Annotated in this window: 25 protein-coding genes and 1 pseudogene; 11 read left to right on the top strand and 15 right to left on the bottom strand. The window is 73.2% G+C overall.

Features of this window, described 5'->3' with window-relative positions; all coding sequences use genetic code 11:
- The first annotated feature begins 16 nt into the window (after nt 1-16).
- Together ABT296_RS26070 and ABT296_RS26075 are read left to right on the top strand one after the other, a co-directional pair.
- Nucleotides 17-379 (top strand): DUF1304 domain-containing protein, encoded by a 363-nt coding sequence (locus tag ABT296_RS26070; RefSeq protein WP_351931060.1) that lies wholly within the window; start codon nt 17-19, stop codon nt 377-379.
- A complete protein-coding gene (locus tag ABT296_RS26075; RefSeq protein WP_351931061.1) occupies nt 376-939 on the top strand; it encodes a TetR/AcrR family transcriptional regulator in 564 nt (187 codons plus the stop codon). The genes ABT296_RS26070 and ABT296_RS26075 overlap by 4 nt, the downstream gene beginning before the upstream one ends.
- 44 nt (nt 940-983) lie before the next feature.
- Here the strand turns inward: ABT296_RS26075 and ABT296_RS26080 are convergent, their stop codons facing one another.
- Nucleotides 984-1,838: a hypothetical protein gene (locus ABT296_RS26080; protein WP_351931062.1), complete on the bottom strand. Its 855-nt coding sequence runs from the start codon at nt 1,836-1,838 to the stop codon at nt 984-986.
- Between the two features lie 434 nt (nt 1,839-2,272).
- Here ABT296_RS26080 and ABT296_RS26085 point away from each other — a divergent pair, with 434 nt between their 5' ends.
- Nucleotides 2,273-2,590, top strand: coding sequence for an anti-sigma factor antagonist (locus ABT296_RS26085; RefSeq protein WP_502977324.1), 318 nt, complete (start codon nt 2,273-2,275; stop codon nt 2,588-2,590).
- Nucleotides 2,591-2,611: 21 nt separating this feature from the next.
- Here ABT296_RS26085 and ABT296_RS26090 read toward each other — a convergent pair whose 3' ends face one another.
- Nucleotides 2,612-3,565 carry a ribose-phosphate diphosphokinase gene (locus ABT296_RS26090; RefSeq protein WP_351931064.1) on the bottom strand — a complete coding sequence of 318 codons (954 nt, stop codon included), beginning with the start codon at nt 3,563-3,565 and terminating at the stop codon, nt 2,612-2,614.
- A gap of 230 nt (nt 3,566-3,795) precedes the next feature.
- Between ABT296_RS26090 and ABT296_RS26095 the strand changes: the two genes are divergently transcribed.
- Complete coding sequence (locus tag ABT296_RS26095; RefSeq protein ID WP_351931065.1) at nt 3,796-4,461, top strand: DUF4230 domain-containing protein; 666 nt, start codon at nt 3,796-3,798, stop codon at nt 4,459-4,461.
- A gap of 85 nt (nt 4,462-4,546) precedes the next feature.
- Entirely contained in the window at nt 4,547-5,107 is a 561-nt protein-coding gene (locus ABT296_RS26100) for a VanZ family protein (protein WP_351931066.1), read from the top strand.
- Between the two features lie 24 nt (nt 5,108-5,131).
- On the opposite strand, the pseudogene tgmB reads toward ABT296_RS26100, so the two are convergent.
- A pseudogene (tgmB, locus tag ABT296_RS26105) lies at nt 5,132-6,085 on the bottom strand (ATP-grasp ribosomal peptide maturase).
- A 14-nt stretch (nt 6,086-6,099) separates the two neighbouring features.
- Nucleotides 6,100-6,291 (bottom strand): putative ATP-grasp-modified RiPP, encoded by a 192-nt coding sequence (gene tgmA / locus ABT296_RS26110; protein WP_351931067.1) that lies wholly within the window; start codon nt 6,289-6,291, stop codon nt 6,100-6,102.
- Nucleotides 6,292-6,615: 324 nt separating this feature from the next.
- Between tgmA and ABT296_RS26115 the strand changes: the two genes are divergently transcribed.
- Complete coding sequence (locus ABT296_RS26115; RefSeq protein ID WP_351931068.1) at nt 6,616-7,884, top strand: ricin-type beta-trefoil lectin domain protein; 1,269 nt, start codon at nt 6,616-6,618, stop codon at nt 7,882-7,884.
- A gap of 12 nt (nt 7,885-7,896) precedes the next feature.
- Here ABT296_RS26115 and ABT296_RS26120 read toward each other — a convergent pair whose 3' ends face one another.
- Nucleotides 7,897-8,133, bottom strand: coding sequence for a hypothetical protein (locus ABT296_RS26120; protein ID WP_351931069.1), 237 nt, complete (start codon nt 8,131-8,133; stop codon nt 7,897-7,899).
- A gap of 101 nt (nt 8,134-8,234) precedes the next feature.
- Here ABT296_RS26120 and ABT296_RS26125 point away from each other — a divergent pair, with 101 nt between their 5' ends.
- The gene (locus ABT296_RS26125) at nt 8,235-9,263 is read left to right on the top strand and encodes a PHP domain-containing protein (RefSeq protein WP_351931070.1); all 1,029 of its coding nucleotides are present in this window, start codon (nt 8,235-8,237) and stop codon (nt 9,261-9,263) included.
- Nucleotides 9,264-9,491: 228 nt separating this feature from the next.
- On the opposite strand, the gene ABT296_RS26130 is transcribed toward ABT296_RS26125, so the two are convergent.
- Together ABT296_RS26130 and ABT296_RS26135 are read right to left on the bottom strand one after the other, a co-directional pair.
- Complete coding sequence (locus tag ABT296_RS26130) at nt 9,492-10,763, bottom strand: ROK family protein (RefSeq protein ID WP_351931107.1); 1,272 nt, start codon at nt 10,761-10,763, stop codon at nt 9,492-9,494.
- Between the two features lie 45 nt (nt 10,764-10,808).
- Nucleotides 10,809-11,777 (bottom strand): phosphotransferase family protein, encoded by a 969-nt coding sequence (locus tag ABT296_RS26135; RefSeq protein ID WP_351931071.1) that lies wholly within the window; start codon nt 11,775-11,777, stop codon nt 10,809-10,811.
- A gap of 207 nt (nt 11,778-11,984) precedes the next feature.
- Between ABT296_RS26135 and ABT296_RS26140 the strand changes: the two genes are divergently transcribed.
- From ABT296_RS26140 to ABT296_RS26150, 3 genes are all read left to right on the top strand, one after another.
- A complete protein-coding gene (locus tag ABT296_RS26140) occupies nt 11,985-12,479 on the top strand; it encodes an FBP domain-containing protein (protein ID WP_351931072.1) in 495 nt (164 codons plus the stop codon).
- Between the two features lie 102 nt (nt 12,480-12,581).
- Nucleotides 12,582-13,826, top strand: a complete 1,245-nt coding sequence (locus ABT296_RS26145; protein WP_351931073.1) for an aromatic acid exporter family protein — start codon at nt 12,582-12,584, stop codon at nt 13,824-13,826.
- A gap of 106 nt (nt 13,827-13,932) precedes the next feature.
- Nucleotides 13,933-15,135 (top strand): lactonase family protein, encoded by a 1,203-nt coding sequence (locus tag ABT296_RS26150; RefSeq protein ID WP_351931074.1) that lies wholly within the window; start codon nt 13,933-13,935, stop codon nt 15,133-15,135.
- On the opposite strand, the gene ABT296_RS26155 is transcribed toward ABT296_RS26150, so the two are convergent.
- Complete coding sequence (locus ABT296_RS26155) at nt 15,103-15,828, bottom strand: DUF2470 domain-containing protein (RefSeq protein ID WP_351931075.1); 726 nt, start codon at nt 15,826-15,828, stop codon at nt 15,103-15,105. The genes ABT296_RS26150 and ABT296_RS26155 overlap by 33 nt on opposite strands.
- A gap of 98 nt (nt 15,829-15,926) precedes the next feature.
- Complete coding sequence (locus tag ABT296_RS26160; RefSeq protein WP_351931076.1) at nt 15,927-16,538, bottom strand: TetR/AcrR family transcriptional regulator; 612 nt, start codon at nt 16,536-16,538, stop codon at nt 15,927-15,929.
- Nucleotides 16,539-16,647: 109 nt separating this feature from the next.
- Between ABT296_RS26160 and ABT296_RS26165 the strand changes: the two genes are divergently transcribed.
- Nucleotides 16,648-18,129 carry a cytochrome P450 gene (locus ABT296_RS26165; protein WP_351931077.1) on the top strand — a complete coding sequence of 494 codons (1,482 nt, stop codon included), beginning with the start codon at nt 16,648-16,650 and terminating at the stop codon, nt 18,127-18,129.
- Between the two features lie 28 nt (nt 18,130-18,157).
- Here the strand turns inward: ABT296_RS26165 and ABT296_RS26170 are convergent, their stop codons facing one another.
- The 6 genes from ABT296_RS26170 to rhaS form a co-directional block, all read right to left on the bottom strand.
- Nucleotides 18,158-18,901 (bottom strand): PIG-L deacetylase family protein, encoded by a 744-nt coding sequence (locus tag ABT296_RS26170; RefSeq protein WP_351931078.1) that lies wholly within the window; start codon nt 18,899-18,901, stop codon nt 18,158-18,160.
- Between the two features lie 70 nt (nt 18,902-18,971).
- Nucleotides 18,972-20,273, bottom strand: a complete 1,302-nt coding sequence (locus ABT296_RS26175; protein WP_351931079.1) for an alpha/beta fold hydrolase — start codon at nt 20,271-20,273, stop codon at nt 18,972-18,974.
- Nucleotides 20,274-20,375: 102 nt separating this feature from the next.
- Nucleotides 20,376-21,401, bottom strand: a complete 1,026-nt coding sequence (locus ABT296_RS26180) for a LacI family DNA-binding transcriptional regulator (protein ID WP_351931080.1) — start codon at nt 21,399-21,401, stop codon at nt 20,376-20,378.
- A gap of 88 nt (nt 21,402-21,489) precedes the next feature.
- Entirely contained in the window at nt 21,490-22,902 is a 1,413-nt protein-coding gene (locus ABT296_RS26185; protein WP_351931081.1) for a BNR repeat-containing protein, read from the bottom strand.
- Between the two features lie 18 nt (nt 22,903-22,920).
- The gene (locus ABT296_RS26190; RefSeq protein WP_351931082.1) at nt 22,921-23,241 is read right to left on the bottom strand and encodes an L-rhamnose mutarotase; all 321 of its coding nucleotides are present in this window, start codon (nt 23,239-23,241) and stop codon (nt 22,921-22,923) included.
- A gap of 18 nt (nt 23,242-23,259) precedes the next feature.
- The gene (gene rhaS / locus ABT296_RS26195; RefSeq protein ID WP_351931083.1) at nt 23,260-24,342 is read right to left on the bottom strand and encodes a rhamnose ABC transporter substrate-binding protein; all 1,083 of its coding nucleotides are present in this window, start codon (nt 24,340-24,342) and stop codon (nt 23,260-23,262) included.

Here is a 24,342-nt window from a genome sequence, read left to right on the forward strand (position 1 = left end):
GGGAGAGGGAAGATTCATGGAGACCTCGGCGAACGTGCTGGTGGGCCTGGTGGCCGCGCTGCACCTCTACATCCTGGTGCTGGAGATGTTCCTGTGGCAGAAGAAGCCAGGCCGGTCCCTGCACGGATTCGATCCCGAGACGGCCCGCGCGACCGCCCCGATGGCCGCCAACCAGGGCCTGTACAACGGGTTCCTGGCGGCCGGGCTGATCTGGGGCCTGATCGCCGCCGACCCCACCGGCCACCGCGTCCAGGTCTTCTTCCTGGTCTGCGTGGTCGTCGCGGGCGTGTTCGGCGCGGCCACCGCCAACCCCCGCATCCTGGTGGCGCAGGCCCTGCCGGGTGCGCTGGCGCTGGCCGCGGTCCTGGCCGCCGGGTGAGCGGCCCCGCGCCCGAGGACCCGCGGGCGGCGCGCACCCGGGAGCGGCTACGCCTGGCCCTGTTCGAGGAGTGCGCCGAGCGGCCCCTGTCCAGGGTCACGGTCGCCGCGGTGGTGCGCCGGGCCGGGGTCGGCCGGGCCACGTTCTACCTGCACTACGACGCGCTGGAGGCACTGGCCGTCGACGCCTGCGCCGATGTGGTGCGCGAGGCGGTGGAGGCGCTGCACGCCTGGCGGGGCCGCCCCGACCCGGTGCACGCGCCCGCCGCGCTGGTGGAGTTCTTCGCCTCGCTCACCCCGCACACGGCGCTCTACCGGGAGCTGCTCACCCCCGGCGGGGGCGGCCCGCTCGGCCGCGTCCTGCACCGGGACCTCCGGGCGTACAGCCTGCGCGAGCGGGAACTGGCCGGCGCGGCGGACGCCCCCCTCGTCGCGTCCGCCGTGGCCGCCACCTTCGCCGGGGTGCTGGCCGACTGGCTGCACGGGATGATCGACACCGGCTCCACGGAAGTGGCCCACCAGGTCTGGCAGTTGCTGGTCGCGCTGCACGCGAGCAGGTGAGCGGGCGGCAGAGGGACCCCAACGCGCCTGTGGCCGCCCGGAAATCAGGCGCAGCCGAAGCCGTCGTTCACCCGGGGCCAGATCTCCACACCGTCCGCGGTGCGGATGTACACCCGGGACGGGTCGTCGTCGACCAGCCACAACTCCCGTCCCTCGTAACGGAATCCGGTGTCGCGGGCGTCTGCGGGCAGGCGCGCGTCGCCGTCGTAGGGCATGGAGAGCGAGCCGGGCGGCAGGACGTCGGAGGGGTCGCGGGCGTAGAGGCGCCCGTCCTCGCCGTCGCCGGTGGACAGGAAGTGCGCCGACTGCCAGTCGCAGTGTTCGGGGCCCACGCTGCTGTGCACCTCGGTGATCGGTACCCGGCGGCCGTCCCGGCCGGTCCAGATCTCGTACCACTGACCGTCGGTGAAGCTCTCGGGGAGTTCGGCCGGATCGCAGGAGGCGCTGGTCTCGGCGCCCCAGCCGGGCCGGTTCCTCCCGTCCTCGGCGACGATGACGGCAACCTTGGTACGGCCCCCGACGTCGAGGGAGTACAGCACCCGGCCCCCGTCGCGGCGCTCCTCGCGGTAGCCGGTGCGCGGCACGTCGGGCTGCTCGATGTCGAAGTAGGCCGCCAGCCCCTCCTCGGGGGTGGAGCCGCCGTCCCCCTCGCTCCACGGCTCGCTGCCGCCGCCGGAGTAGATCTCCCCGTCGCACTCCAGGGCGCGTCCCGCCGCGCCGGACTCGATCCGGGTCGCCCGCCGGCCGTCCTCGTCGAGGTCGGGCGCGTCGACGTGCAGCGGACCGCTGTACGGCGTCCCGGGCGCGGAGCCCTCGACGACCACGCCCTCCCCGTCGTCGGTGCAGCCCACCGCGGTCACCGCCACCACGAACGCCACCGCCATCAGCCCCGTACGCATGACCACCCCTGTCCGCCGACGCCCTGCTCACTCCTCCGACGCCATGGGGGCCGAGAACGTTCAGCGGCCGCCGGTGCCCGCCGAGGCCGGTGCGGGGGCGGCGGGCACCCGGTGAGGACGGCGCGGGGGCCGCGCGCAACCCGGTGAGACCGAAGTCTCGGACGATCTCTGTGCGATTCAAAGACATATGTCAATCGAACATGCTCTGATTCACTCCATCGAGGGTAACTTGCAGTGCGGGGAACGGTTTTGCTCTCATCTCGGCGCCCGGTGACGGTCCTGCGCTCGTGCGCTCGCCGCACGATGTCACCCCGGCCTGGCGGTGACCTGCCGCCCCACCATCGAAGGAGCAGGTTGGAGGCGATGTCGTCGTGCAGCAGGAACCCGCTCCACCCACCCGTCACTTACAGGTCCGCCGGGAGCGGGAGCACACGGTGCTGGAGTTCCGCGGCGAGATCGACATCGCCGCGGCGGCCGAACTCCTCCCCCACCTGGACCGGTTGACGGCGGTCCCCCGGGCGCGGATCGTGATCGACCTGCGGCCGGTGGAGTTCTTCGACTGTTCCGGGCTGCGGCTGCTGCACCGGGCCCGCACCCGGGTCCTGGACCACGGCGGGGAGATCCGGCTGGTCTGCGCCCAGCCGCTCGTCGTGCGGGTACTGCGGCTGACCGGACTGGCCCGGCTGCTGCCGCCGCATCCGACGCTGGACGCGGCCCTCGGCCGGCCCGGGGCCACGTCCGGCACGGTGTGAGTCCGCCCGGCGCACCGGGCCCTACTCGTCGCGCGGCGCATCGAACAGGGCGCTGACGGACTCTCCGTTGTGGATACGGCGTACGGCCTCGGCGAGCTGCGGGGCGACGGTGAGCACCCGCAGCTTCTCGGTGCGCTCCTCCTCGGGCACCGGCACGGTGTTGGTGCACACGATCTCCAGGACGTCCGGCTGCTCGCCGATCCGCTTGAGCGCGCCCGAGGTGAACAGGCCGTGCGTACAGGCCACCCGGATCGAGCGCGGCCCCAACTCCCGCAGTCGGTCCAGGAGTTCCAGGACGGTGCTGCCCTTGGCGATCTCGTCGTCCAGCACGATGACATCGCGGTCGGCCACCTCGCCGATCACCGAGTTGATGCTCACCCGGTCGTCCGCGAACCGCTGTTTGGCGCCGGCCGCGACCTGCGCGCCGAGCATCCGCGCGAACGCGGCCGCCTCCTTGGCGTTGCCGAGGTCGGGCGAGACGACGGTCGTACGGGAGAGGTCCAGGCGGCGGAAGTGGGTGGCCAGTTCGCGCAGCGCGTGCAGATGGTCCACCGGGACCGAGAAGAAGCCGTGCACCTGGGGCGAGTGCAGGGTCATCGCCAGGACCCGGCTCGCGCCGGCCGCGACCATCAGATCCGCCACCAGCCGCCCGCCGAGCGAGATCCGGGGCGCGTCCTTCTTGTCGGAACGGGCGTAGGAGTAGTGCGGCATGACGACGGTGATCCGCCCGGCGGAGGCCCCGCGGGCCGCGTCGCACATCAGCAGCAGCTCCACCAGGTGCTCCTGGACCGGCGCGACCAGCGGCTGGACGAGGAAGACGTCCCGGTCCCGGCAGTTGGCCTGGAGCTGCACCTCCAGACAGTCGTTGGCGAACCGGCTCACCCGGGTCGGACTGAGGGGCACACCGAGATGCGCGCAGACCTCCGCGGCCAGCTCGGGGTGGGCGCTACCGCTGAACACGGCGATGTCTCGCACGAATCCGCTCCTCGCATGATCGTCTGACGGCCGGCCTCATGCTACTGAGCCGTAGCCCCCGCCACGACGGCGCCGGACAGGGCGCACGGGGCACGGCGACCGCCCCGGTGACGGCACCCGCTCACACCAATGCGCCCCGTCCGCCTCCTTCGCTGGCGCCATTCGGCCAACCGGCAGGTCTCACCCTGGCGTTGGCGGGCATCCGGTCATTAGGAAGGAGGGCCGTCACCATGACGACTCCCATCAAGCGCCTCCCCGGGCGCCTGCCCGGCTGGGCGAAGGCCGTGAGCGCCGTCGTGGTGGTGCTCGCCGTGCTGTTCGCCGGGATCGGGCTGAGTGTGCTCCCGGGCCTGAAGGACGTGTTCGGTACGGAGACCCACGACCGCTCGGGCCCCGCGCTGCTGGAGTCCATCCAGGACATCAGCCGCTACGACGCCGCCTCCGGCAACTTCCAGGTCGTCGTCGACCTGGAGAAGGACGCCAAGTACCTGCCGGACGCGATCCGCGGCAGCCGCACGCTGTACGTCGGGGCGGGCAGCGTCGACGCCTATGTCGACCTCGGCAAGGTCGGCGAGAGGGACATCACGGTCAACGAGGACCGTACGTCCGCCACGATCCGGCTGCCGCACGCGGCACTCGGCGAGCCGGCGCTCGACCCCGACCGCTCCTACGCCGTCTCCAAGCAGCGCGGGCTGTTCGACCGGCTCGGTGACCTCTTCTCCGACAACCCCAACAGCGAGCAGGCCGTGCAGAAGCTGGCCGCCAAGCACATCGGCGCGGCCGCGAAGGAGAGCGCGCTGACCGAGCGCGCCGAGGGCAACACCAGCGACATGCTCAAGGGCCTGTTGCACTCCCTGGGGTTCGAGACGGTGAAGGTCGTCTTCGGGAAGGCGTGACCGGTGTGCGGGGCGGCGGCATCGTCGCCCGGACCGCGGGTAACAGCACCGCACCACAGAGAAGTTCAAGAGTGGAGGACTAGGAATGGCTCGTGCAGCCCTGAGCTCCCGCACCGGGGTGCGCCGCCCACGCATCCGCAGATCCGCACCGGCGGCCGGGGGGCCCGCCAAGACGTCCCGCTCCGCGGGCGTGCTGCGGGTACTGGCCCGCTGCGTGGCGGTGGCCTGCGCCTTCACGCTGATGGTGGCGTTCGCCGTGGTGCTCGCCAAGCTGACCCTCCAGCCGTCACCGGCCTCGGAGTCCCTGACCCACACCAACCTGCACCCGGGCCGGTCGCTGCGGGCCTATCTGGACCAGCCCGAACTGCGGGACGCCTTCAAGCAGATCGGCGGGAACCTGGTGCTGGGCGTCCCCTTCGGTGTGCTCGCCCCGGTCCTCGCGCCCCAGGCACGCGGAGTGCTCAGGGTGCTGCTGCTCACGGCGACGGTGATGCTCATGGTCGAGTTCGCCCAGGGCGCCCTGATCACCGGCCGCGCCTTCGACATCGACGACGTCATCCTCAACACGACCGGCGCGCTGATCGGTTATCTGCTGCTGGGCCGCCGGATGAGCCGGGCCGTCCACAAGCGGGAGCCGCGGCCGTAGGACGAACACGCCACGCACACCGCCTCAGCGCCGTCCGGCGAGGGGGCGGTCCGCCGCGCGGTAGGCCAGCCAGTCGGCGACCGCGGCGGCGATCGGCTGTCCGGTCTCAAGCTCCACGAAGCCGAACTGGCCGCCCTGGTTGCACTCCAGGAACCACCAGACGCCGTCCTCGTCCTCGGCGAAGTCGAAGGCGGCGTAGGCCAGGGCCGCCAGGCCCAGGTACTCGCGCACGGAGGCGGCGATGCGTCCGGGTACGGCCACCGGCTCCCAGGCGTGCCCGGTGTCGCCGTAGCGTCCGTCGACCTAGTCGGGTGCGGCCGTCTTGCGCGCGGCGAACAGTTGGAGGCCGACGGCGGTCAGACGGATGTCGGCGCGCTTGGGGACGTAGCGCTGGAGCAGCGCGGGGCCGGCCGCCACGCCGGAGAAGTCGGCGTCCGGGCCGATCAGCGTCGTGGGCAGGGCCACTCCGGGTTCGCCGGGCGGCGGGCCAGAGGCGGACTTGACCACCACCTGGCGGTGCTCCTCGGCGAACTCCCGCGCCAGCCGCGGCGAGGTCGTGAAGACGGTCGGCGGCACGGCGAAGCCGCTGCGGTGGGCGACCCCGAGCTGCCAGGGCTTGAGCCGGGCGCGCTCGGCGTTCTGCGGGTGGTTCATCCAGCGCGCCGAGGCGGAGTAGAGCATCCCGAACAGCGCCTGGCGGGTCTCCGCGGTCAGCCACGCCGAGGGGTGCGCCGCGTGCGCGGCCGGCTCGCCGGGCCTGCGCACCCACACCGAGCGCAGCCCGCCCATGCTGAGCACGTGCCCGTTGACGGAGAGGTGGCCGGTGAAGTCGCCGTGCGCGTAGTCGGCGGAGAGCACGGCCTTGCCGGGCAGGTCGGCGGGGTCCAGCCGCAGTACGGGCGTGCCCCTGCCGTGCAGCGCGGCCACCACCATGTCCGCGGTGACGTCCTCCTCGGACGTGAGGATCAGTACGGTCATGCGCCGATGGTTCCTCAGTCGTCGAAGTGGGTCTGGGACCCGGCGGTGGAGGCCGTCGTACCGGCCGCGAGGAGCAGGTCCCGGTCCAGGACGGCCGGCCGGCCGTCGGAGAGGACGTTCAACTGCAGTGCGGCGTCGTAGTGGTACGGCGTCACCACCGTCGTCAGCCCGCTGGGGTAGGCGTAGTTGAGGGTGAACGGTCGCACTCGAAAGACCTCCAGATGTCGCACGTCGGCTGCCTACCGTCCTTTACGCACCTGTTGCGTAAGGAATTCATCACTTTCGGCTACATGGGAGTGAAGGTCGTCACATCGGCCGCATCGTCTGCACCGGACGCGCCATGGATCGACACCCACCCCGCACATCACTCATCGGACGGGAAGCCGCAGGTGTCACCCTGCCGTAACTCATGGTCCGGACCAAAGTATTGACGACCTCTTACTTCACGCCTTGAATCAAGAGGCGACACCTTCACCCCCCACCTCCGCGGCGCCCCGGCCCCCACCGGCCGCCGCACGGAAGGGAGCGCCATGATCCCCTCACGCCCCTTGCGCGGTTGTCTCCTCGCCGCCCTGTCCGCCGTGCTCACGGCGTCGCTGGCGGCCGGCCCCGCACAGGCGGGCCACGCCGAGGCCGCGCCCCCGGACGCCCGGGCCGCCGAGGCCGCGGCCGCCGCGGTGACGTTCTCGGACACCTTCGACGGACCGGCAGGCGCCGCGGCCGACTCCTCGAAGTGGCAGATCGAGACCGGCGACAACGTCAACAACCACGAACGGCAGTACTACACGGCGGGCAACCGCAACGCCGCGCTGGACGGCCAGGGCAACCTCGTCATCACCGCCCGGCGCGAGAACCCGGCCAACTACCAGTGCTGGTACGGCACCTGCCAGTACACCTCGGCCCGGCTCAACACCGCGGGGAGGTTCACCGCGCAGTACGGCCATGTCGAGGCGCGGATGAAGATCCCGCGCGGGCAGGGCATGTGGCCCGCGTTCTGGATGCTCGGCAACGACCTGGGGCAGGTCGGCTGGCCGGCCTCGGGCGAGATCGACATCATGGAGAACGTCGGGTTCGAACCCTCCACGGTCCACGGCACGATCCACGGCCCCGGCTACTCCGGCTCGGGCGGCATCGGCGGGGCGTACACCCTGCCGGGCGGCCAGGCGTTCGCGGACGCCTTCCACACCTTCGCCGTCGACTGGAGCCCCGGCTCGATCACCTGGTCCGTGGACGGCAACGTCTACCAGCGGCGCACCCCTGCGGACCTGGGCGGCCGGAGCTGGGTGTTCGACAAGCCGTTCTTCCTGATCCTCAACCTGGCGGTCGGCGGCTACTGGCCCGGCGACCCGGACGGCTCCACGGTGCTGCCCCAGCAACTGGTCGTCGACCACGTCACGGTGACCACGGGCGACTCCCCCACCGGGGGCGCGATCAGGGGCCTGGCCGGCAAGTGCGTCGACGTCGCCGGGGCGAACCCGGCAAACGGAACCCCCGTACAGCTTTACGACTGCAACGGCACCGGCGCCCAGCGGTGGACGGCCGGCGCGGACGGCACCCTCCGCGCGCTCGGCAAGTGCCTGGACGCGACCGGGAACGGCACCGCGGACGGCACGACCGTCCAGCTGTGGGACTGCACCGGCGGCCCCAACCAGCGCTGGACCGTCACGGGGGCGCGCGACATCGTCAATCCGCAGGCGGACAAGTGCCTGGACGTGACCGGCAACAACACGGCCAACGGCACCCGGCTGCAACTGTGGACCTGCACGAGCGGCGCCAACCAGAAGTGGACGGTCGGCTGAGTCCGGTGGGTCCTAGTGCCGGGTCCAGGTGAACTTGTCGCCGCCGACCCAGCGCACGACATCGGGATCGTCCAGGTCGTGGACGACGATGCCGAACGCCGCCGCGGCGGACAGGACGTCGGTGACGGCCTTGGCCTCACCGACCACCATTCCGTCGATCTCCACGATCCGGAACGGAGGCGTGCCCGGCTGGACCCCGAGCACCATGATCCGCGGATGGGAGATGTACGGACTCGCGATTTCGGTCATGCAAAGAGCGTAAAGCGGATCCGGCCGTTCCGAACCCTGCGGGCGGCCGGTCCGCCGTGCGGACACCCCGCCGCCGGGCAACCCTGGGGGTGGAGGTGGCGATGGATCCCGTGGAGGCACTGGAGCGGATCGCCTTCCTGCTGGAGCGCTCCCTGGCACCGGCCTACCGGGTACGGGCCTTCCGCACCGCGGCCCGGGTACTGGCGGCGCTGCCGGAGGCGGAGGTGCGCGAGCGGGCGGCCGCCGGGACGCTGGAGTCGCTCAAGGGAGTCGGGCCGAAGACGGCGCGGGTGGCCGTCGAGGCGCTGGCCGGTGAGGCGCCCGGCTACCTGGACGGGCTGCTGCGGGCCGAGCCCCTGCCGGGCGACGCGGGGACCGCGCTGCGGGCGCGGCTGCGCGGGGACTGCCATCTGCACTCCGACTGGTCGGACGGCGGCAGCCCGATCCAGGAGATGGGCCGGACCGCGGCCGCCCTCGGGCACGAGTGGGCGGCGCTGACCGACCACTCCCCCCGGCTGACGGTGGCCCGGGGTCTGTCGGCGGAGCGGCTGCGCGAGCAGTTGGACGTGGTGGCGGCGCTGAACGGGACCTGGGCGCCGTTCCGGCTGCTGACCGGGATCGAGTGCGACATCCTGGAGGACGGCTCGCTGGACCAGGACCCACAGCTGCTGGGCCGGCTCGACGTGGTGGTGGTCTCCGTCCACTCCAAGCTGCGGATGGACGCCCGCGCGATGACCCGGCGCATGGTGGCCGCCGTACGCGATCCGCACTCCGATGTGCTCGGGCACTGCACCGGGCGGCTGATCCTCGGGCGGGAGCGGCACGAGTCGCGGTTCGACGCGGACGAGGTGTTCGCCGCCTGCGCGGAGACCGGCACGGCCGTGGAGATCAACAGCCGGCCCGAGCGCCTCGACCCGCCGCGCCGGCTGCTGCGGCGCGCGGTGGCGGCCGGCGTGCTGTTCTCCGTCGACACCGACGCGCACGCCCCCGGCCAGCTGGACTGGCAGATCCTCGGCTGTGCCCGGGCCGAGGAGTGCGGGGTGCCCGAGGACCGCGTGGTCACCACCTGGACCCGCCAGGAGCTGCTGGCCTGGACGCACGAGCGGCGGACACCGGCGCGGGCCGGGTGACCCGGATCACGCGATAACGCGACAGACCGGGGAACACCGGGGTGTCTTCACCCGTTGAACCGCATGTGGGTACGGAAGGGACAGTGTCCCCGGGCCTCACCCCCGCCCACAGGGACGATCGTTCGGCTGAAGCCCTGTGGAGCCGTACGCCGAGAGGCGACCGCCCTCCGTGCCCGCCCCTGGTCGCCCCGACCGTGATTCCCCCGTCGCGGTCGGGGCCCTTCGCGTTCAGCGCGGGGCGCGTTCCTCCAGGGCCGCTCGCCAAGCGGGCTCCGGTCCGTCGGCGACGGGTTCGGCGCGTCGGCCGCCGTGCGCGAAGAAGTCGGCGAGCGGCAGGATCGCCGCTCCGACGGTGACCGCGTCCGGGCCGAGTCCGCCGAGGTCCACCGAGACCCGCTCGGCGGGATACCGCAGCGCGTACGCGGCCGCGTGCCGGCGGACCTCGGGCAGCAGGGCCGGACCGAGCCGGAGCCCCGCCCAGCCGCCGATCAGGATCCGCTCCGGCTGGAAGAGGTTGATCAGGTCGGACAGGCCCGCGCCGATGTACTCGGCGGTCTCCGCCAGCAGCGCCCGCGCATCCGGGTCCCGCTCCGCCGCGGCGACCAGGGCGACCAGGGCGCTCTCCTGGTCGGCGCCCCGGGGCGGACGTCCGCCGGCCTCGCGCCAGCGCTCCAGCAGGGCCTCGGCACCGGCGTACGCCTCCAGGCAGCCGAGCGCGCCGCACCGGCAGCGCCGCCCGCCGACCCGCACCGTCAGGTGCCCGCCCTCGACCGCCCGCCCGTCCTCCGCCTCCGGCGTGACGACGCAGGCGCCGACGCCCGAGCCGAACAGCACGACGATCGCGCTGCGGGCGCCCCGCCCGGCGCCGAACCACATCTCCGCCTGGCCGAGCGTGCGGGCCCCGTTGTCGACGAAGTACGGGACGGACGCGGGCAGGACGCCGCCCTCGCGGAGCAGTTCCTCCAGCGCGACCCCGTCCCAGCCGACCGTCTGCCCGTGCACGACGGCCCCGCGCTCCGCGCTGTGCTCGACGATGCCCGGCACGCCGATCCCGACACCGAGCAGCCGTTCCGGGGCGATCTCAGCGGCGGTGAGCACCTCGGCGACGGCGTCCCGGATGTGCCCGACGACGGTCCCGACCGCGTATCCGTCGGACTCCAACGGCCGTTCGGATCGGGCGAGTTCGGTCAGGGCGAGGTCGAAGAGCTCGACCCGGACGCGGGTCTCGCCGACGTCCACGCCGATCATGTGGCCGCTGCCGGGCGCCACCCTGAGCAGGGTGCGGGGCCGGCCGCCGTCGGAGTCGACGTTGCCGGCCTCCTCCAGCACCCCGTCGGCGAGCAGGTCGGCGGCGACGTTGCTGACCGAGCCGGAGCTGAGCCCGGTGGCGGGTCCGAGCTCGAAGCGGCTGAGCGGCCCGTCGAAGTAGAGGCGTTGAAGGACGGCCGAGCGGTTCTCCCGCCGCAGATCACGCACCGTACGCCTGTTCCGCGCCACCATCTCGCCCCCTGTGTCGACCACGCCGTCGGGCTGGAAGATACCGGCTCAGCGGCCGAGGCCGGAGATCTCGTCGAGAGCGGCCTCCAGCTGCGGCCCGACGTACTGCCGTCTCCAGGCCAGCCCGTCCTCGTCGGCGGCGCGCGGCACGGTCTCGGTGAGCATGATCAGGTACAGGTAGGCACGGTACAGGGCGAGCCGGAGCCGGGTGGCGGGGTCGAACCCGATCACGCCGCCGGCCTCCCGGTACCCGGCGAGGAAGTCGGCGTCCTCGGCGATGTCGCCGAGCAGCGCCGTCGAGACGAGGTCGGCGACCGGGTCGCCCCAGAACATGCGCTCCCCGTCGATCAGGCCGCCGATGCGGGGCTCGGCGCCGGAGCGGTCCACCAGGATGTTGCCGGGCCACAGGTCGAAGTGGACCAGGCGCGGCTCGGTCACCGCGTCGAGCGCGCCGAGGGCGGCCCGCAGCGGTCCGGCGATCGCGTCGAGGGGGCGGGGCAGCCAGGGGCGGTAGCGGCGGGCGTCGTCGAGGACGGCGTCGAGCATGCCGGTGAAGGCGGTGCGCCAGTCGGCGGCGAGGGGTCCGAGGGCACCGGAGGGGTAGCCGAAGCCTGGTCCGGTGACCGTGTGCAGCAGGGCCGTCCCCCGGCCCAGTTCGGTGCGCAGCCGGCGCCGGTCGGCGTCGGGGAGCGTCTCGTCCCAGGGGTCGCCGGGGCAGGCGGTCATCAGCAGCTCGCGTCCGGTGGCGGCGACGACCCGCGGCACGGGTACGGCGACAGCGGCGGCCGCGCGGCAGAACTCCGCCTCGGAGACGAGCAGCCGGCGCTCGTGCGCCAGTCCCGGCACCGTCTCGGGCGGCGGCACCTTCAGCACGTACCGGGTGCCGTCGGCGAGCCGCACCTCCTCGACCTCGTTGTACGTCCCGCCGCCCAGCGGGCGTACGGCGGTGAGCGCACCGGCGTCCAGGCCGCCCGCGCTCAGCAGCCGCCGGGCCCGCTCCCAGCTGTCCGTGGGCACGCCGCCCCGTCCCCGCGCCGAGCCGTCCACCGTCACGTCCCGCCCCTCCCCGTCACCGGCGTGCGCCGGGTGTCCGGGCCCCAGCCTACGGACGGGCGGCCGATATTGGCTGGCCTCTCCCAGATCCCGCCGATTAGCCTTAGCCAGAAACCTAGGACTCCTAGGATTCCTACCCGACCGCGACGGACCGACCCCCGGAAGGCCACCATGCGCGCACTCACCGAGCCCGAGATCCGCGGCTCCTTCGTCAACTGCTCCAAGGGCGAGGCCAAGCGGCTGACCGTGCCCCGGGACCTGGACCGGCTCCCCTGGGACGACCTGGACTTCCTCGGCTGGCGGGATCCGGGCGCGCCCGACCGCAGCTTCCTGGTCACCGAGCGGGACGGCCGCACCGTCGGCGTGACCCTGCGCTTCCCCTCCTCCCGGCGCGGGTTCCTGCACCGCAGCATGTGCTCCCTGTGCCTGACGACCCATCGCGGCGGCGGGGTCTCCCTGATGACCGCCCGCAAGGCGGGCCCGGCCGGGCGCGAGGGCAACTCGGTCGGCCTGTACATGTGCACCGACCTCGCCTGCTCGCTCTATCTGCGCGGCCGCAAGCAGCCGGACTCCGGCTCCCGTATGGAGGAGAGCCTCACCGTGGAGGAGCGGATCGCCCGCACCGAGGGGAACCTGCGGGCCTTCCTCGACAAGCTCGACGTGTGAGCGCGCGGCCGGGCCGGCTCCGCAGGACGGACGCCGCCGGGCCGGGGATGATGAACAGGGTCGGCCACGCCCGCGGCTGAGCGAGAGGGGAACGGCCCGAGCATGCGAGACCCACGACGGTGGCGGGTGCCGCGGAAGCGGCTGGCGAGGCTCGGCCGGGACCCGGTGGTCGTCCAGACCCTCCGCTCGGCCGTCGCGGCGATGGTCGCGTACGTCATCGCCCTCCACCTCAGCCCGGAGAAGGCCCCGCTCACCGCACCACTGACGGCCCTGCTGGTCGTCCAGGTCACCCTCTACGCCACCCTCACCAACGGGGTGCGCCGGGTGAACTCCGTAGTGGCCGGGGTCCTGGTGGCCATCGCCTTCAGCCTGCTGGTGGGTCTGACCTGGTGGAGCCTGGGCCTGCTGATCATCGCATCGCTGGGCGTCGGCCATCTGGTCCGGGTCGACGAGTACGTGCCCGAGGTGGCGATCAGCGCGATGCTGGTGCTCGGGGTGACGACCGTCGGGGACACGGCGTGGGCGCGGGTGCTGGAGACGCTGATCGGCGCGGTGGTGGGGCTCGCCTGCAATCTGCTGCTCGCCCCGCCGGTGTGGGTGGACGAGGCGAGCGAGTCCGTGGAGGACCTGGCTCGCCGGCTGCGGCAGCTGATGCTGCGGATGGGCGAGCAGGCCGCCGGCCACACCCCGGTGGAGCGCGCGGCGGCCCGGCTGCACGAGGCGCGCCGGCTGGACCACGACATCGCCGAGGTGGACGCGGCGCTGCGGCAGGCCGAGGACAGCGTGCGGTTCAATCCGCGGGTCCGTGAGGGTCTGCTGCACCGGGTGGTGCTGCGCACCGGTCTCGACACCCTGGAGATCTGCACGGTCGTCCTGCGGGTGATCGCGCGGACCCTCACCGACCTCGCCAAGGAACGCCGGGCGAAGCCCCTGTTCGCGCCGGAGATCGGGGCGGTGCTGGAGCGGCTGCTGTCGGAGGTCGCGGACGCGACGGTGAGTTTCGCGGTGCTGGTCACCGCCCATGTCAGCGAGAACGCCGAGTCCGCCGAGGAGCGGCTCACCGCCGAACTGCGCCGGGCGGCGGGGACCCGGGACAAGCTCGCCGGGCTGCTGCTGGAGGAGGTCCGGCGCGACCCGGGGCAGTGGCAGCTGCACGGCGCGGTGCTGACCGAGGTGAACCGGATCATCGACGAGATGGACACCGAGCACCGCTCGCGCCGGCTGCTGGAGGAGCTGGACCGGGTCTCCGCCGAGCAGCGCGAGCGGATGCCCCGGCTGGTGACCCGGATCGGGGACGGCGTGCGGACGGGCCGCGACCGGCTCGCCTCGGTCCGCCGCTCCCGGTGACACCGCGGCAACGGGCCCTGGGCGCGGGGTCCGGCCCTCGGTTGCACCGGGCGGGTGATCCACGCGAGGGTGTCCGTCGCGACGGCGGACGATCCGAGGGCGGGACATGGGCAGCGTTGGTGTGAGCAGGCGCCGGCTCCTCGGCACCCTCGCGGCGACCGCGGCCGCGACCGCGCTCCCCGCCTGCGACGACTCCCCCGCACCGGCCACCGGGGGCGGCGACACGGCACCGGCGACCACGCCCACGCCCGGCCCGTCAGGCGGAGCGGCGCGGAACTCCGGCCCCCGGGCCCTGTACCTCGGCACCTACACCTCGGTGGAGGGCGGCGGCGAGGGGATCGGGGTCGCCTCGTACGACGCCGGGTCGGGGCGGGTGACCGGCGCGGGCACGATCGCGGGCATCGGCGACCCGTCGTTCCTGGCGCTCCATCCGGACGGCCGCACGCTGTACGCCGTGAACGAGCGCGCGGACGGTGCCGTGACCGCCGTGCGCCTCTCCGACCGGCAGGTCCTGGGCAGCCGGAGCACCGGGGGCGGCGCGCCGTGCCATCTGTCGGTGCATCCGGGCGGGCGGTGGCTGCTGAGCGCGAACTACGGCACCGGGAGCGTGGCCGTGCACCCCCTCGACGCCTCCGGGGCGATCGGTGAGCGGACCGCGCTGGTCACCCACTCCCGTCCGGCCCCGGGACCCGGGCAGGACGGGCCGCACGCCCACCAGGTCCTCACCGCTCCCGACGGCGGCCATGTCCTCGCCGTCGACCTGGGCACGGACTCGGTGTACACCTACCGCCTCGACTCCGCGGCGGGGACGCTCACCGAGGTCTCCCGGGCGGGGACCCGGCCGGGCGCCGGGCCGCGCCATCTGACGTTCCATCCCGGCGGCCGGTACGCCTATCTCGCCAACGAGGTCGACAACACCGTCGCGGTCTGCGCCTACGAGCCGTCGACGGGGAAGCTGACGGTGGGCGCCGCGCAGTCCACGGGGACCGGTCCGGGCACCAGTTACCCGGCGCAGATCGCGGTGACCGCCGACGGCCGCCACGCGTTCCTCGCCAACCGGGGGCACGACAGCGTGACCCGGTACGCCGTGGAGGCGGACGGGGCCCGGCTCAGGCTGCTGGGCACGGTGCCGGTGGGCGGGGACTTCCCGCGCCAGCTGGCCCTCTCGCCGGACGGCGCGCTGCTGTTCACGGCGAATCAGCGGTCGAACTCCGTGAGCGTCTTCCACGTCGACGGGGCCGACGGCGGGCTGCGGCGCGCGGGCCGGCCGTTCGCGTCACCCGTCGCCGTCTGTGCGCTGCCGCTGTAGGGCCCGCGGGCAGGAGGCCGCGCCCGCCTGGCCGAGCAGGACGTGCATGCGCTCGGTGAGCTGGGCGACGTCGTCCGCGGGACGGTGGAACGGCAGCCGTACGTCGCCGTGGGAGCGGGCGCGCTCGATCCGCAGGGTCAGTCCGTGCCGGTCGACGGCGAGCGGCTGGACCCGTACGGCGCCGTGCAGGCTGTCGGGCTCGACGAGCCGGGTGAGCCGCTCCACCGCGTCGGAGTGGCAGTCGGCGAGATGGGTCAGCAGCCGGGCCTCGGCGGTGGCCAGCGGGTCGGGCAGGGCGGCGGCGAACTCGTCGAGGCCGACCACGACCGCGCCGGAGGGCTGCCGCAGCACGACCCGGGTGGCGCGGAAGGCGAGATGGCCCTCCTCGGCGGCGAACCAGCCGGCCATCCACAGCCGGGTCCGGATCCGGTTGCGTACGGGGACGGGGGCGACGTCGGCGAACTCCAGCACCGCGGACGGCTCTCCGCGGGGTGCGCAGATCGCGGCCGCGGTCAGCGTGCTCTCGTCGGGCACGTGCAGGAACACCCGGCCGTCGTCGGCCACGGTGTGCGCGCCGACGAACTCCTCCCGGCCGCCCTCCGCCGTCACCGCGCAGGACCATGCGGTGGCGAGCACCGACCGGGCGCGTTCCGCCGCGGCCGGGGTGGCCGTCCAGTTCTGGCCGTCACCCATTCCGTACCTCCTAATTAGGTAAGCCTTGCCTAACCTATCGAAGATCGGGGCGCACGCCAACCACCGCGCGCGATCCCGCGCGGCGGCACCGGTCGGTCTCAGGGGGTGATGACGCCCAACAGTGCCCGGGCGCACAGGTCTCGGACCTGTTCCCGGGACATTTCCGCGGAGCCGCCGAGCCACTCCAGGCAGACGGCGGTGGTGAACGCCAGCCAGCCCCGCACGGCGAGCCCCGTCTCGCCGCGGCGCTCGTGGAGCGGCCCGAACTCCGGGTCCGCCGCCACCGCCGCGAGGATCTGCCGCTCCTGCGCCGCGAGCGCGTGGCGGTAGACCCTGCGCACGGCCCGGTCGCCGGAGGCCTCGGCCCGGTGGAAGGCGCGGAAGCCGTGCGCGTGCTCCTCGACGTACGCGAGGTAGGCGTCGAGGCCGACGGTGAGCTGTTCGCGCACCGGGACGCCGGGCTCGGCCGCCGTCAGCCGCAGCATCCGGGCGCTCTCGCGGTCCATCACGGCGGCGAAGAAGTCCCGCTTGGTGGGGAAGTAGTGGTAGAGCAGCCCCCGCGAGACCCCGGCGATCTCGGCCACCCGCTCGATCCACACCTCGTCGTACGGGCTCTCCGAGAACAGCCGCGCCCCGACGGCGAGGAGCTGCTCGCGGCGCTCCTCGGTGCTGAGCCGGCGACGGGTGCCCTCGCCCTGCTTCGCGCTCATGCCCGCACCTTACTTGACGCCGGTTCAACAACCGGACCAGACTGGGGCGGCGCTATTGAACCGACGTACAACACGCTCAACCCGCCGCCGGATCAAGGGAGATCGCGTCATGGCTCAGACCACGGCCGGGTCCGCGCTGCCCAAGGGGTTCCGCGGCGCGGAACAGGGCTGGCCCGAGTTGCACCGCATCCCGCACCCGCCCCACCGGCTCCCGCTGCTCGGCGACGTCCTCGGCGCGAGCCGCACCACGCCGCTCCAGGACTCCGTGCGCCAGGCGCGCCGGCTGGGCCCGATCTTCCGGCGCAAGGCGTTCGGCCGGGAGTTCGTCTTCGTGGGGGGCGCGCGGCTCGCCGCGGATCTCGCGGACGAGGCCCGCTTCGCCAAGCACGTCGGGCTCGGCATCGCCAATCTGCGGCCCGTCGCCGGGGACGCCCTGTTCACCGCGTACAACCACGAGCCCAACTGGCAGCTCGCGCACGACGTCCTGGCCCCCGGGTTCAGCCGGGAGGCCATGGAGGGCTACCACGCGATGATGCTGGACGTGGCCGGGCGGCTCACCGGCCACTGGGACCGCGCGGCACTGGCCGGGCGGACCGTGGACGTGGCCGGGGACATGACCAAGCTGACCCTGGAGACCATCGCCCGCACCGGCTTCGGGCACGACTTCGGCTCCTTCGAGCGCAGCCGGCCGCATCCCTTCGTGACCGCGATGGTGGGCACGCTCGCCCACGCCCAACGGCTCAACACCGTCCCGGCGGGGTTCCTGCTGCGCAGGTCCGCGCGGCGCAACGAGGCCGACATCGCCTATCTCAACCGCACGGTCGACGGCCTGGTGCGGGCCCGGCGCACGACGAGCGGCGACGGCGACCTGCTCGACCGGATGCTGGACACCGCCCACCCGGAGACCGGCGAGCGGCTGTCACCGGAGAACGTCCGCCGCCAGGTCATCACCTTCCTGGTCGCGGGCCACGAGACCACCTCGGGCGCGCTCTCCTTCGCCCTGCACTACCTGGCCCGGCACCCGGAGGTCACCGCCCGCGCCCGCGCCGAGGTGGACCAGGTCTGGGGGGACGCGGAACTGCCCGGCTACGACCAGGTGGCCAAGCTGCGCCATCTGCGCCGGGTGCTCGACGAGTCGCTGCGGCTGTGGCCGACGGCGCCCGCCTTCGCCCGGGAGGCCCGCGAGGACACCGTGCTGGCCGGGGAGCACCCGATGCGGCGGGGCGCGTGGGCCCTGGTGCTCATACCGGTGCTGCACCGGGACCCGGAGGTGTGGGGCGCCGACGCCGAGCGGTTCGACCCGGACCGCTTCGAGCCCAAGGCGGTCCGCTCCCGGCCCCCGCACACCTTCAAGCCGTTCGGCACCGGGGCGCGGGCCTGCATCGGCCGTCAGTTCGCCCTGCACGAGGCGACGCTGGTCCTCGGGCTGCTGCTGCGCCGCTACACCCTGCGCGCGGACCCGGCGTACCGGCTGCGGGTGACGGAGCGGCTCACGCTCATGCCGGAGGGCCTGCGGCTGACCGTCGAACGCCGGGCGCCCGCCGGGTCCGCCGCCCAGGAGCCGGTACCGGCCCGCGGCGCGGGCGAGTGACCCGGGGACGCCCAGGGCCCTAGGGCCCTCAGCGGGCGAACAGCTCGAAGGCGACCGCCGGCCTGCCCCCGAACCGCTCGCCCGTGGCGGTGGCGCTGCGGGTGAGGAAATCCCGGGCGTACGTCTCGGGGTCCTCGCTGGTCAACGCCTCGATGTAGGCCCGGTGTTCGAGCAGGGAGCGCACCGCGCGCTCCAGCCCGGGGCCGGCGTCCACGGCGTGGGTGGGGGTGCTGGACCCGGCGACGGCGACCCAGCGGACCCCGTCCCAGGGCTCCAGGCCCCGCTCCACCAGCTCCGGGAAGATCCACCGGTTCCCGGCGTCGCCCGCCGCGTCGAGCGTGGCGCGGCCCACCGCGACATGGTCGGGGGTGTTCCAGGCGACCCCGCCCCAGGTGTCCCGGTGGTTGAGGGTGATGACCAGCTCGGGCCGGTGGCGCCGGATCGCCGCCGCGATGTCCCGGCGCAGCGCGATGCCGTACTCGATCACGCCGTCCCGGTGGTCGAGGAACTCCACCTCGGACACCCCGACCACCGCGGCACTGGCCCGCTGCTCGCGCTCGCGCGCCGGACCGCACTCGGCGGGGTCCAGGGTGTCGATGCCGGCCTCGCCGCGGGTGGCCAGCACATAGGCGATCTCACGTCCCTGGTCGGTCCACGCGGCGACGGCCGCCGAGCAGCCGTACTCCAGGTCGTCCGGGTGCGCCACGACGGCGAGGGCCCGCCGCCAGTCCTCGGGCATGGGCCGCAGCTGGGTGATCAACGGATCGGTCATGTCGGCAGGTTAGCCGCGACGGCGTCCGGTTCCCCGGGTCACGGCCGTGCGGCCGTGCGGCCGTGCGGTGTCACACCTCGTCGCGGGCGAGCGCCAGCAGGCGGTCCAGGACGCGGGGGCCGCCGACCCGGACGCCGTCGTGCTCGAACTCGTCGGTGACCCAGGTGCGCAGACCGCGGACGGCGCGGGCGGTGCGCAGGGAGTGGGCGGTGTCGACGTACATGTCGTCGTGGTAGACGGCGGCGGCGACCGGGACCTCGTTGGCGGCCAGACGCGCGGGGTCGTACAGCGGCGTCCAGTCGGTGCGGGCGGCGAGGAGTTCCGCGGTCTCGCGCAGCGGGCGCAGCGCCGGGTCGCAGTCGAACATCCAGGGGTGGATCGTCTCCCCGGTGAACAGCAGCGGTCCGTCCCCGGCGAGCGCCTTGGCCGCGTCGAACTGCGGGAACTCGGCGCGGATGCGCTCCGCCGACCAGGCGGTGGGGCGGGTGTCCTGGCCGTAGATCGCCTCGTGGACGAGGGCGTACAGCGGGTGGCCCGCGTACGAGAGGAGGCCCTGGACCTCCTCCTGGAAGGCGTCGGAGAGGGCCATGCCGGCGGCGGTGCGGACGAAGGCGTGCTCCAGCAGGAAGTGCAGCCGGTGGCTGCCCTCGGCGCCGCCGAGGAGGATGCCGAGGGACTGGAACGCCTCGGCGGTGAGCCGGTAGCCGGTCGGGAGGACGACGTCGTGGGTGAGCAGGTGGTCGGCGATCCGGCGGGCCCGCTCCACGTCCTGCGGGTAGCGGGCGTAGTGGGCGGCGACCTTGCGTTCGACGCGCGGGTAGGCCGCGCGGTAGACGTCGTCGGCGTGGGCGTCGAGCGAGGGCAGGCCGCCGGTGATGACGGCGGCGCTCAGGCCCTCGGGCGCGGCGGACAGGTAGTTCACGGTGCAGAAACCGCCGAAGCTCTGCCCGAGCACGGTCCAGGGGGCGCCGCCGGTGACGGCCGGGCGGATCGCCTCGCAGTCGCGGACGATGGAGTCGGCGCGGAAGTGCGTGAGGTAGTCGGCCTGCTCGGCGGGGCCGCCGCGCAGCGGCAGCGTCTGCCGGTTCGCGGGTGTGGAGGCGCCGGTGCCGCGCTGGTCCAGCAGGAGGACGCGGTACTCCTTCAGTGCGCGGCCGAGCCAGGCGGGCCTGCCGACGAACCGGTTCGCTCCGAAGCCGGGGCCGCCCTGGAGGTAGACCAGCCAGGGCAGGTTCTGCCGGGCCCGGTCGCCGGCGACGACCTCGCGGGCGAAGAGCTCGACGCTCTCCCCCGCCGGGTCGTCGTGGTCGAGGGGCACGGTGAAGCGGCGGTCGGTGAGGACTACGCCGGGCTGGCGGTAGCTGTCGGACAACGGGGCTCCCGGTTCGAGACGGACGGCTGGCCGCGTCCCAGTTCAGCACATGTCCGGCCGGTTACCGAGCCCGGGGATCATGAACAGCTACTGAACCGCCGCTCAGCGCGCAGAGAGGCTGGAGCGCCGTACGACCAGTTCGGGCTGGAGGACGACCCGGCGGTGCTCGTGGGTGCCCGCGCCCTCCTCGCTCTCGGTCTCCTCCAGCAGCAGGCCGGCGGCGAGGGCGCCCATGGTGACCGCGGGCTGGCGCACCGAGGTCAGGGGGACGGCGGCCGCGGCCGCGAACTCGATGTCGTCGTAGCCGACGATCGCGAGGTCGTCGGGGACGCCGACACCGGCCGCGTACATGGCCTGAAGGACGCCGAGGGCGAGCAGGTCGTTGGCGCAGAACACGGCGGTGGGGCGGTCGGCGAGGCCCAGCACGCGGGCGCCGGCGTCCCGGCCGGCGGCCACGTCGAGCCGGTCGGTGGGCAGTTCGCGCAGGTGCTCGGGGCCGAGGCCGGCCTCGGCGAGCGCGGACAGGGCGCCGGTGCGCCGGTCGCGGACCTGGGTGAGGCTGGGCGGGCCGCTGACGTAGGCGATGGAGCGGTGCCCGGCGTCGACGAGGTGGCGTACGGCGAGGGCGCCGCCGGCGACGTCGTCGACGGAGACCGAGCACTCGGTGGCGCCCTCGGCGACCCGGTCGACGAGGACGAAGGGGATGTTGTGCCGCCGGAAGGCGTCGATGTTGCGGCCGGTGGCGTCGGCCGGGGTCAGCAGCACCCCGCGCACCCGCTGTTCGGCGAAGAGCGACAGGTAGTCGGCCTCCTCGGTGGCGTTCTGCGCGCTGTTGCAGACCATCACGCCGAGCCCGGCCTCGCGGGCGGCCCGTTCGGCGCCGCGGGCGACGTCCACGAAGAAGGGGTTGCCCATGTCGAGGACGAGCAGTCCCATGATCCGGCTGCGGCCCGCGCGCAGCTGGCGCGCGGACTCGCTGCGGACGTAGCCCAGCCGGTCGATGGCCGACAGCACCCGGGCGCGGGTCTCCGTGGCCACCGTGTCCGGGCGGTTGATGACGTTGGAGACCGTGCCGACGGAGACTCCGGCGGCACGGGCGACGTCCTTGATACCCACCGACTGGGCCATCGGGCAGGGACCTCCAGGGACGAGAGTGGGGGGCGGCGGGCGGGAAGGGCCCTCACATTACCGTCATGCCTCCCTAGGACGGCACGGGTCACACGGGCAGCCGGAAGTCGGCGACCCGCAGCGCCGAGGGTGTCGTACCGCTGGACTTCTCCTGGTACATCACCGACAGGACGTGGTCCTGCGCGACGCGGGTCTCGTCGATCACCACCTCTCCGAAGGCGTTGAGTCCGGCGCCGTCGTACAGCAGCGTCCAGTCGGTGTGCCCGGAGGCATGGGAGGCGCCGGCGATCCGGCCGAACGGCAGGACGGCGTAGGCGTTGTCGTACTTGTCGAGGACCAGCCTGGTGCGCTGGCTGGAGCCGAGCGGGACGGGGATCTCGGTCTTCCGCCAGGCGCCGGAGGCGTTCTTGCGGACGTGGAAGGCCCGGCCGTTGGCGGTGCGGTCGGCGACGTAGTTGGTGGTGCACTGGCCGAAGCGGCCGGGGACGTAGGAGATGATCGCGTGCGGGCGTCCCGCGGAGTCGGTGGCCTGGCTCTCCTGGTTCATCAGGGAGTGGTCGGGGTTGAGCGGGTCGACGACGAGCCCGGCGTCGGTGACGGCGACCCGGTCGGAGCCGCCGGTGGTGCCGACGGCCGTGCCGGCGTCGTTGCGCCAGGTGCGGCCCCGGTCGTCGGAGTAGACGTAGCCGGTGTCGTGGTTGGTGATGCCGCCGCCGGAGCACATGACGGCGCCGTTCTGCTCCCGCCAGGTGAAGAAGGAGTGCAGCCGGCCGGCCCGGTCGTAGTCGATGCCGTGGAGGTACATGTTGCGGGCCGCCGAGGAGCCGTGCTCGCTGGTGTAGGTGCCGGTGGAGCTGGTCCATTCGCCGAGCGCGGTCCAGCCGGTGCCGTCGTACTCGGCGAGCGCGTTGCGGCCGTTGCCGGAGACTCCGGCCCGGTAGCTGAGCTGGAGCCGGCCCTCGGGGGTGGCGATGAACTGGGGGTAGGTGAACTGGCTGGTCAACGCCAGCCCGTCCAGGGTGGACTGGGGTGCGCCGAAGCGGCTCGCGGTCCAGGACAGCCCTGTTGGATCGTCCAGCAGTCCGGCCGCCGACTTGACGTAGGTGAAGCCGTCGCTGTGCGAGTCCATGTGAAGGTGGAGCCGGCCGTCGCTGCGGGAGACACCCATGGAGATGACGTTGTGGGAGTCGTCGTAGCGCAGCGTGTGGCCGACCCTGACGGTGGACCAGGTGGTGCCGCCGAGCGCGCGACGGCCGACGACGGCGTTGCGGTCGGCGGTGTACCAGGCGGCGTACTGGTGGCCTTTGTGGGTCAACAGGCCGTTCTTCTGGAACGAGTTGTTGTTGACCAGGCCGTCGTAGGAGACGAAGAAGATCGCCCGGGAGTCGAGGGTGGTGGTGCCGACCGGGGTGACGGACGGGCCGGGGGCGGCGGCCCGGGCCGTGCCCGGGGAGGCGACGGCCGCCAGCAGCGCGGTCGTCAGCACGGTACGTCGTCTCATGGGGAACTCTCCTCCGGCTCAGGCGAGATGGAAGACTTCGGTGAGGGGTTTCATCGCCTCGTCGGGCCGGGCGCCGTCCAGCGACTCGAAGAACGGCGCCATCTCCGCCTGCCAGCGGGCGTTGACCGCGGTGGCCTCCATGCCGGCCTGGGCGGCGGCGAAGTCCTCGGTCTCCAGGTAGCCGACCAGCAGGCCGTCCTCACGCAGGAAGAGCGAGTAGTTGTGCCAGCCGGTGGCCGAGAGCGCGTCGAGCATCTCGGGCCACACCGAGGCGTGCCGCTCGCGGTACTCGTCGAGGCGCTCGGCCCGGACCTTCAGCAGGAAACACACGCGCTGCATCAACAGCCTCCTCGGGGATCAGAAGTCGAACTGGTCGATGTTCTCGGCGTTGAACACGGTCGGCTTGCCGAGGCTGATCACGCCGTCCTTGCCGATCGTGTACTCGCCCATGTCACCGGCCGTGAACGTCTCGCCCTCCTTGCCGGTGATCTGCCCGGACACCAGTGCCACGGCCGTACGGGCGGCCAACTCGCCGAGCTTGGCCGGGTCCCACAGCTCGAACGCCTCGACCGTGCCGTTCTTGACGTACTTGCGCATGTCGTTCGGGGTGCCGAGGCCGGTCAGCTTGACCTTGCCCTTGTACTTCGACCCCGACAGGTACTGGGCGGCGGCCTTGATGCCGACCGTGGTCGGGGAGATGATCCCCTTCAGGTCGGGGTACTCCTGGAGCAGGCCCTGGGTCTGCTGGAACGACTGCTGGGCGTCGTCGTTGCCGTAGGCGACCTTGACCAGCTTGATGTCCTTGTACTTCTCGTCCTTGAGTTCGTCCTTCATGAACTCGATCCAGGTGTTCTGGTTGGTCGCGGTCTGCGCAGCCGACAGGATCGCGATCTCGCCCTTGTAGCCGATCTGTTCGGCGAGCAGCTGCACCTCGGTGCGGCCGAGGTCCTCGGCGGAGGCCTGCGAGATGAACGCGTTGCGGCAGTCGGCCTTGGTGTCGGAGTCGTAGGTGACGACCTTGATGTCGTTCTTCATCGCCTGCTTGAGCGCCGTGCACAACGCGCCGGGGTCCTGCGCGGAGACGGCCATCGCGTCGACCTGCTGCTGGGTGAGCGTGTTGACGTAGCTGACCTGGCCGGCGGTGTCGGTGGCGCTGGACGGGCCGACCTCCTTGTAGCTGGAACCCAGCTCCTTCAGCGCGGCCTCGCCGCCCTTGTCCGCGGAGGTGAAGTAGGGGTTGTTGACCTGCTTGGGCAGGAAGCCGACGGTGAGGCCCTTCTTCAGTTCGGCGCCCGGGTCGGCCTTGCCGCCGGTCGCGGCGGAGACGTCCTCGTTGGCCACGTCCTCCTTGGTGGTGCCGCCGCAGGCGGTGAGGGCGAGGGCCAGGGAGGTGGCGGCGGCGAGGGCCGCCGAGGCACGGCGGAGGGATGACTTGCGCAT

This window comes from Streptomyces sp. NPDC000983 (assembly GCF_040299205.1).
Taxonomy (GTDB): Bacteria; Actinomycetota; Actinomycetes; order Streptomycetales; family Streptomycetaceae; genus Streptomyces.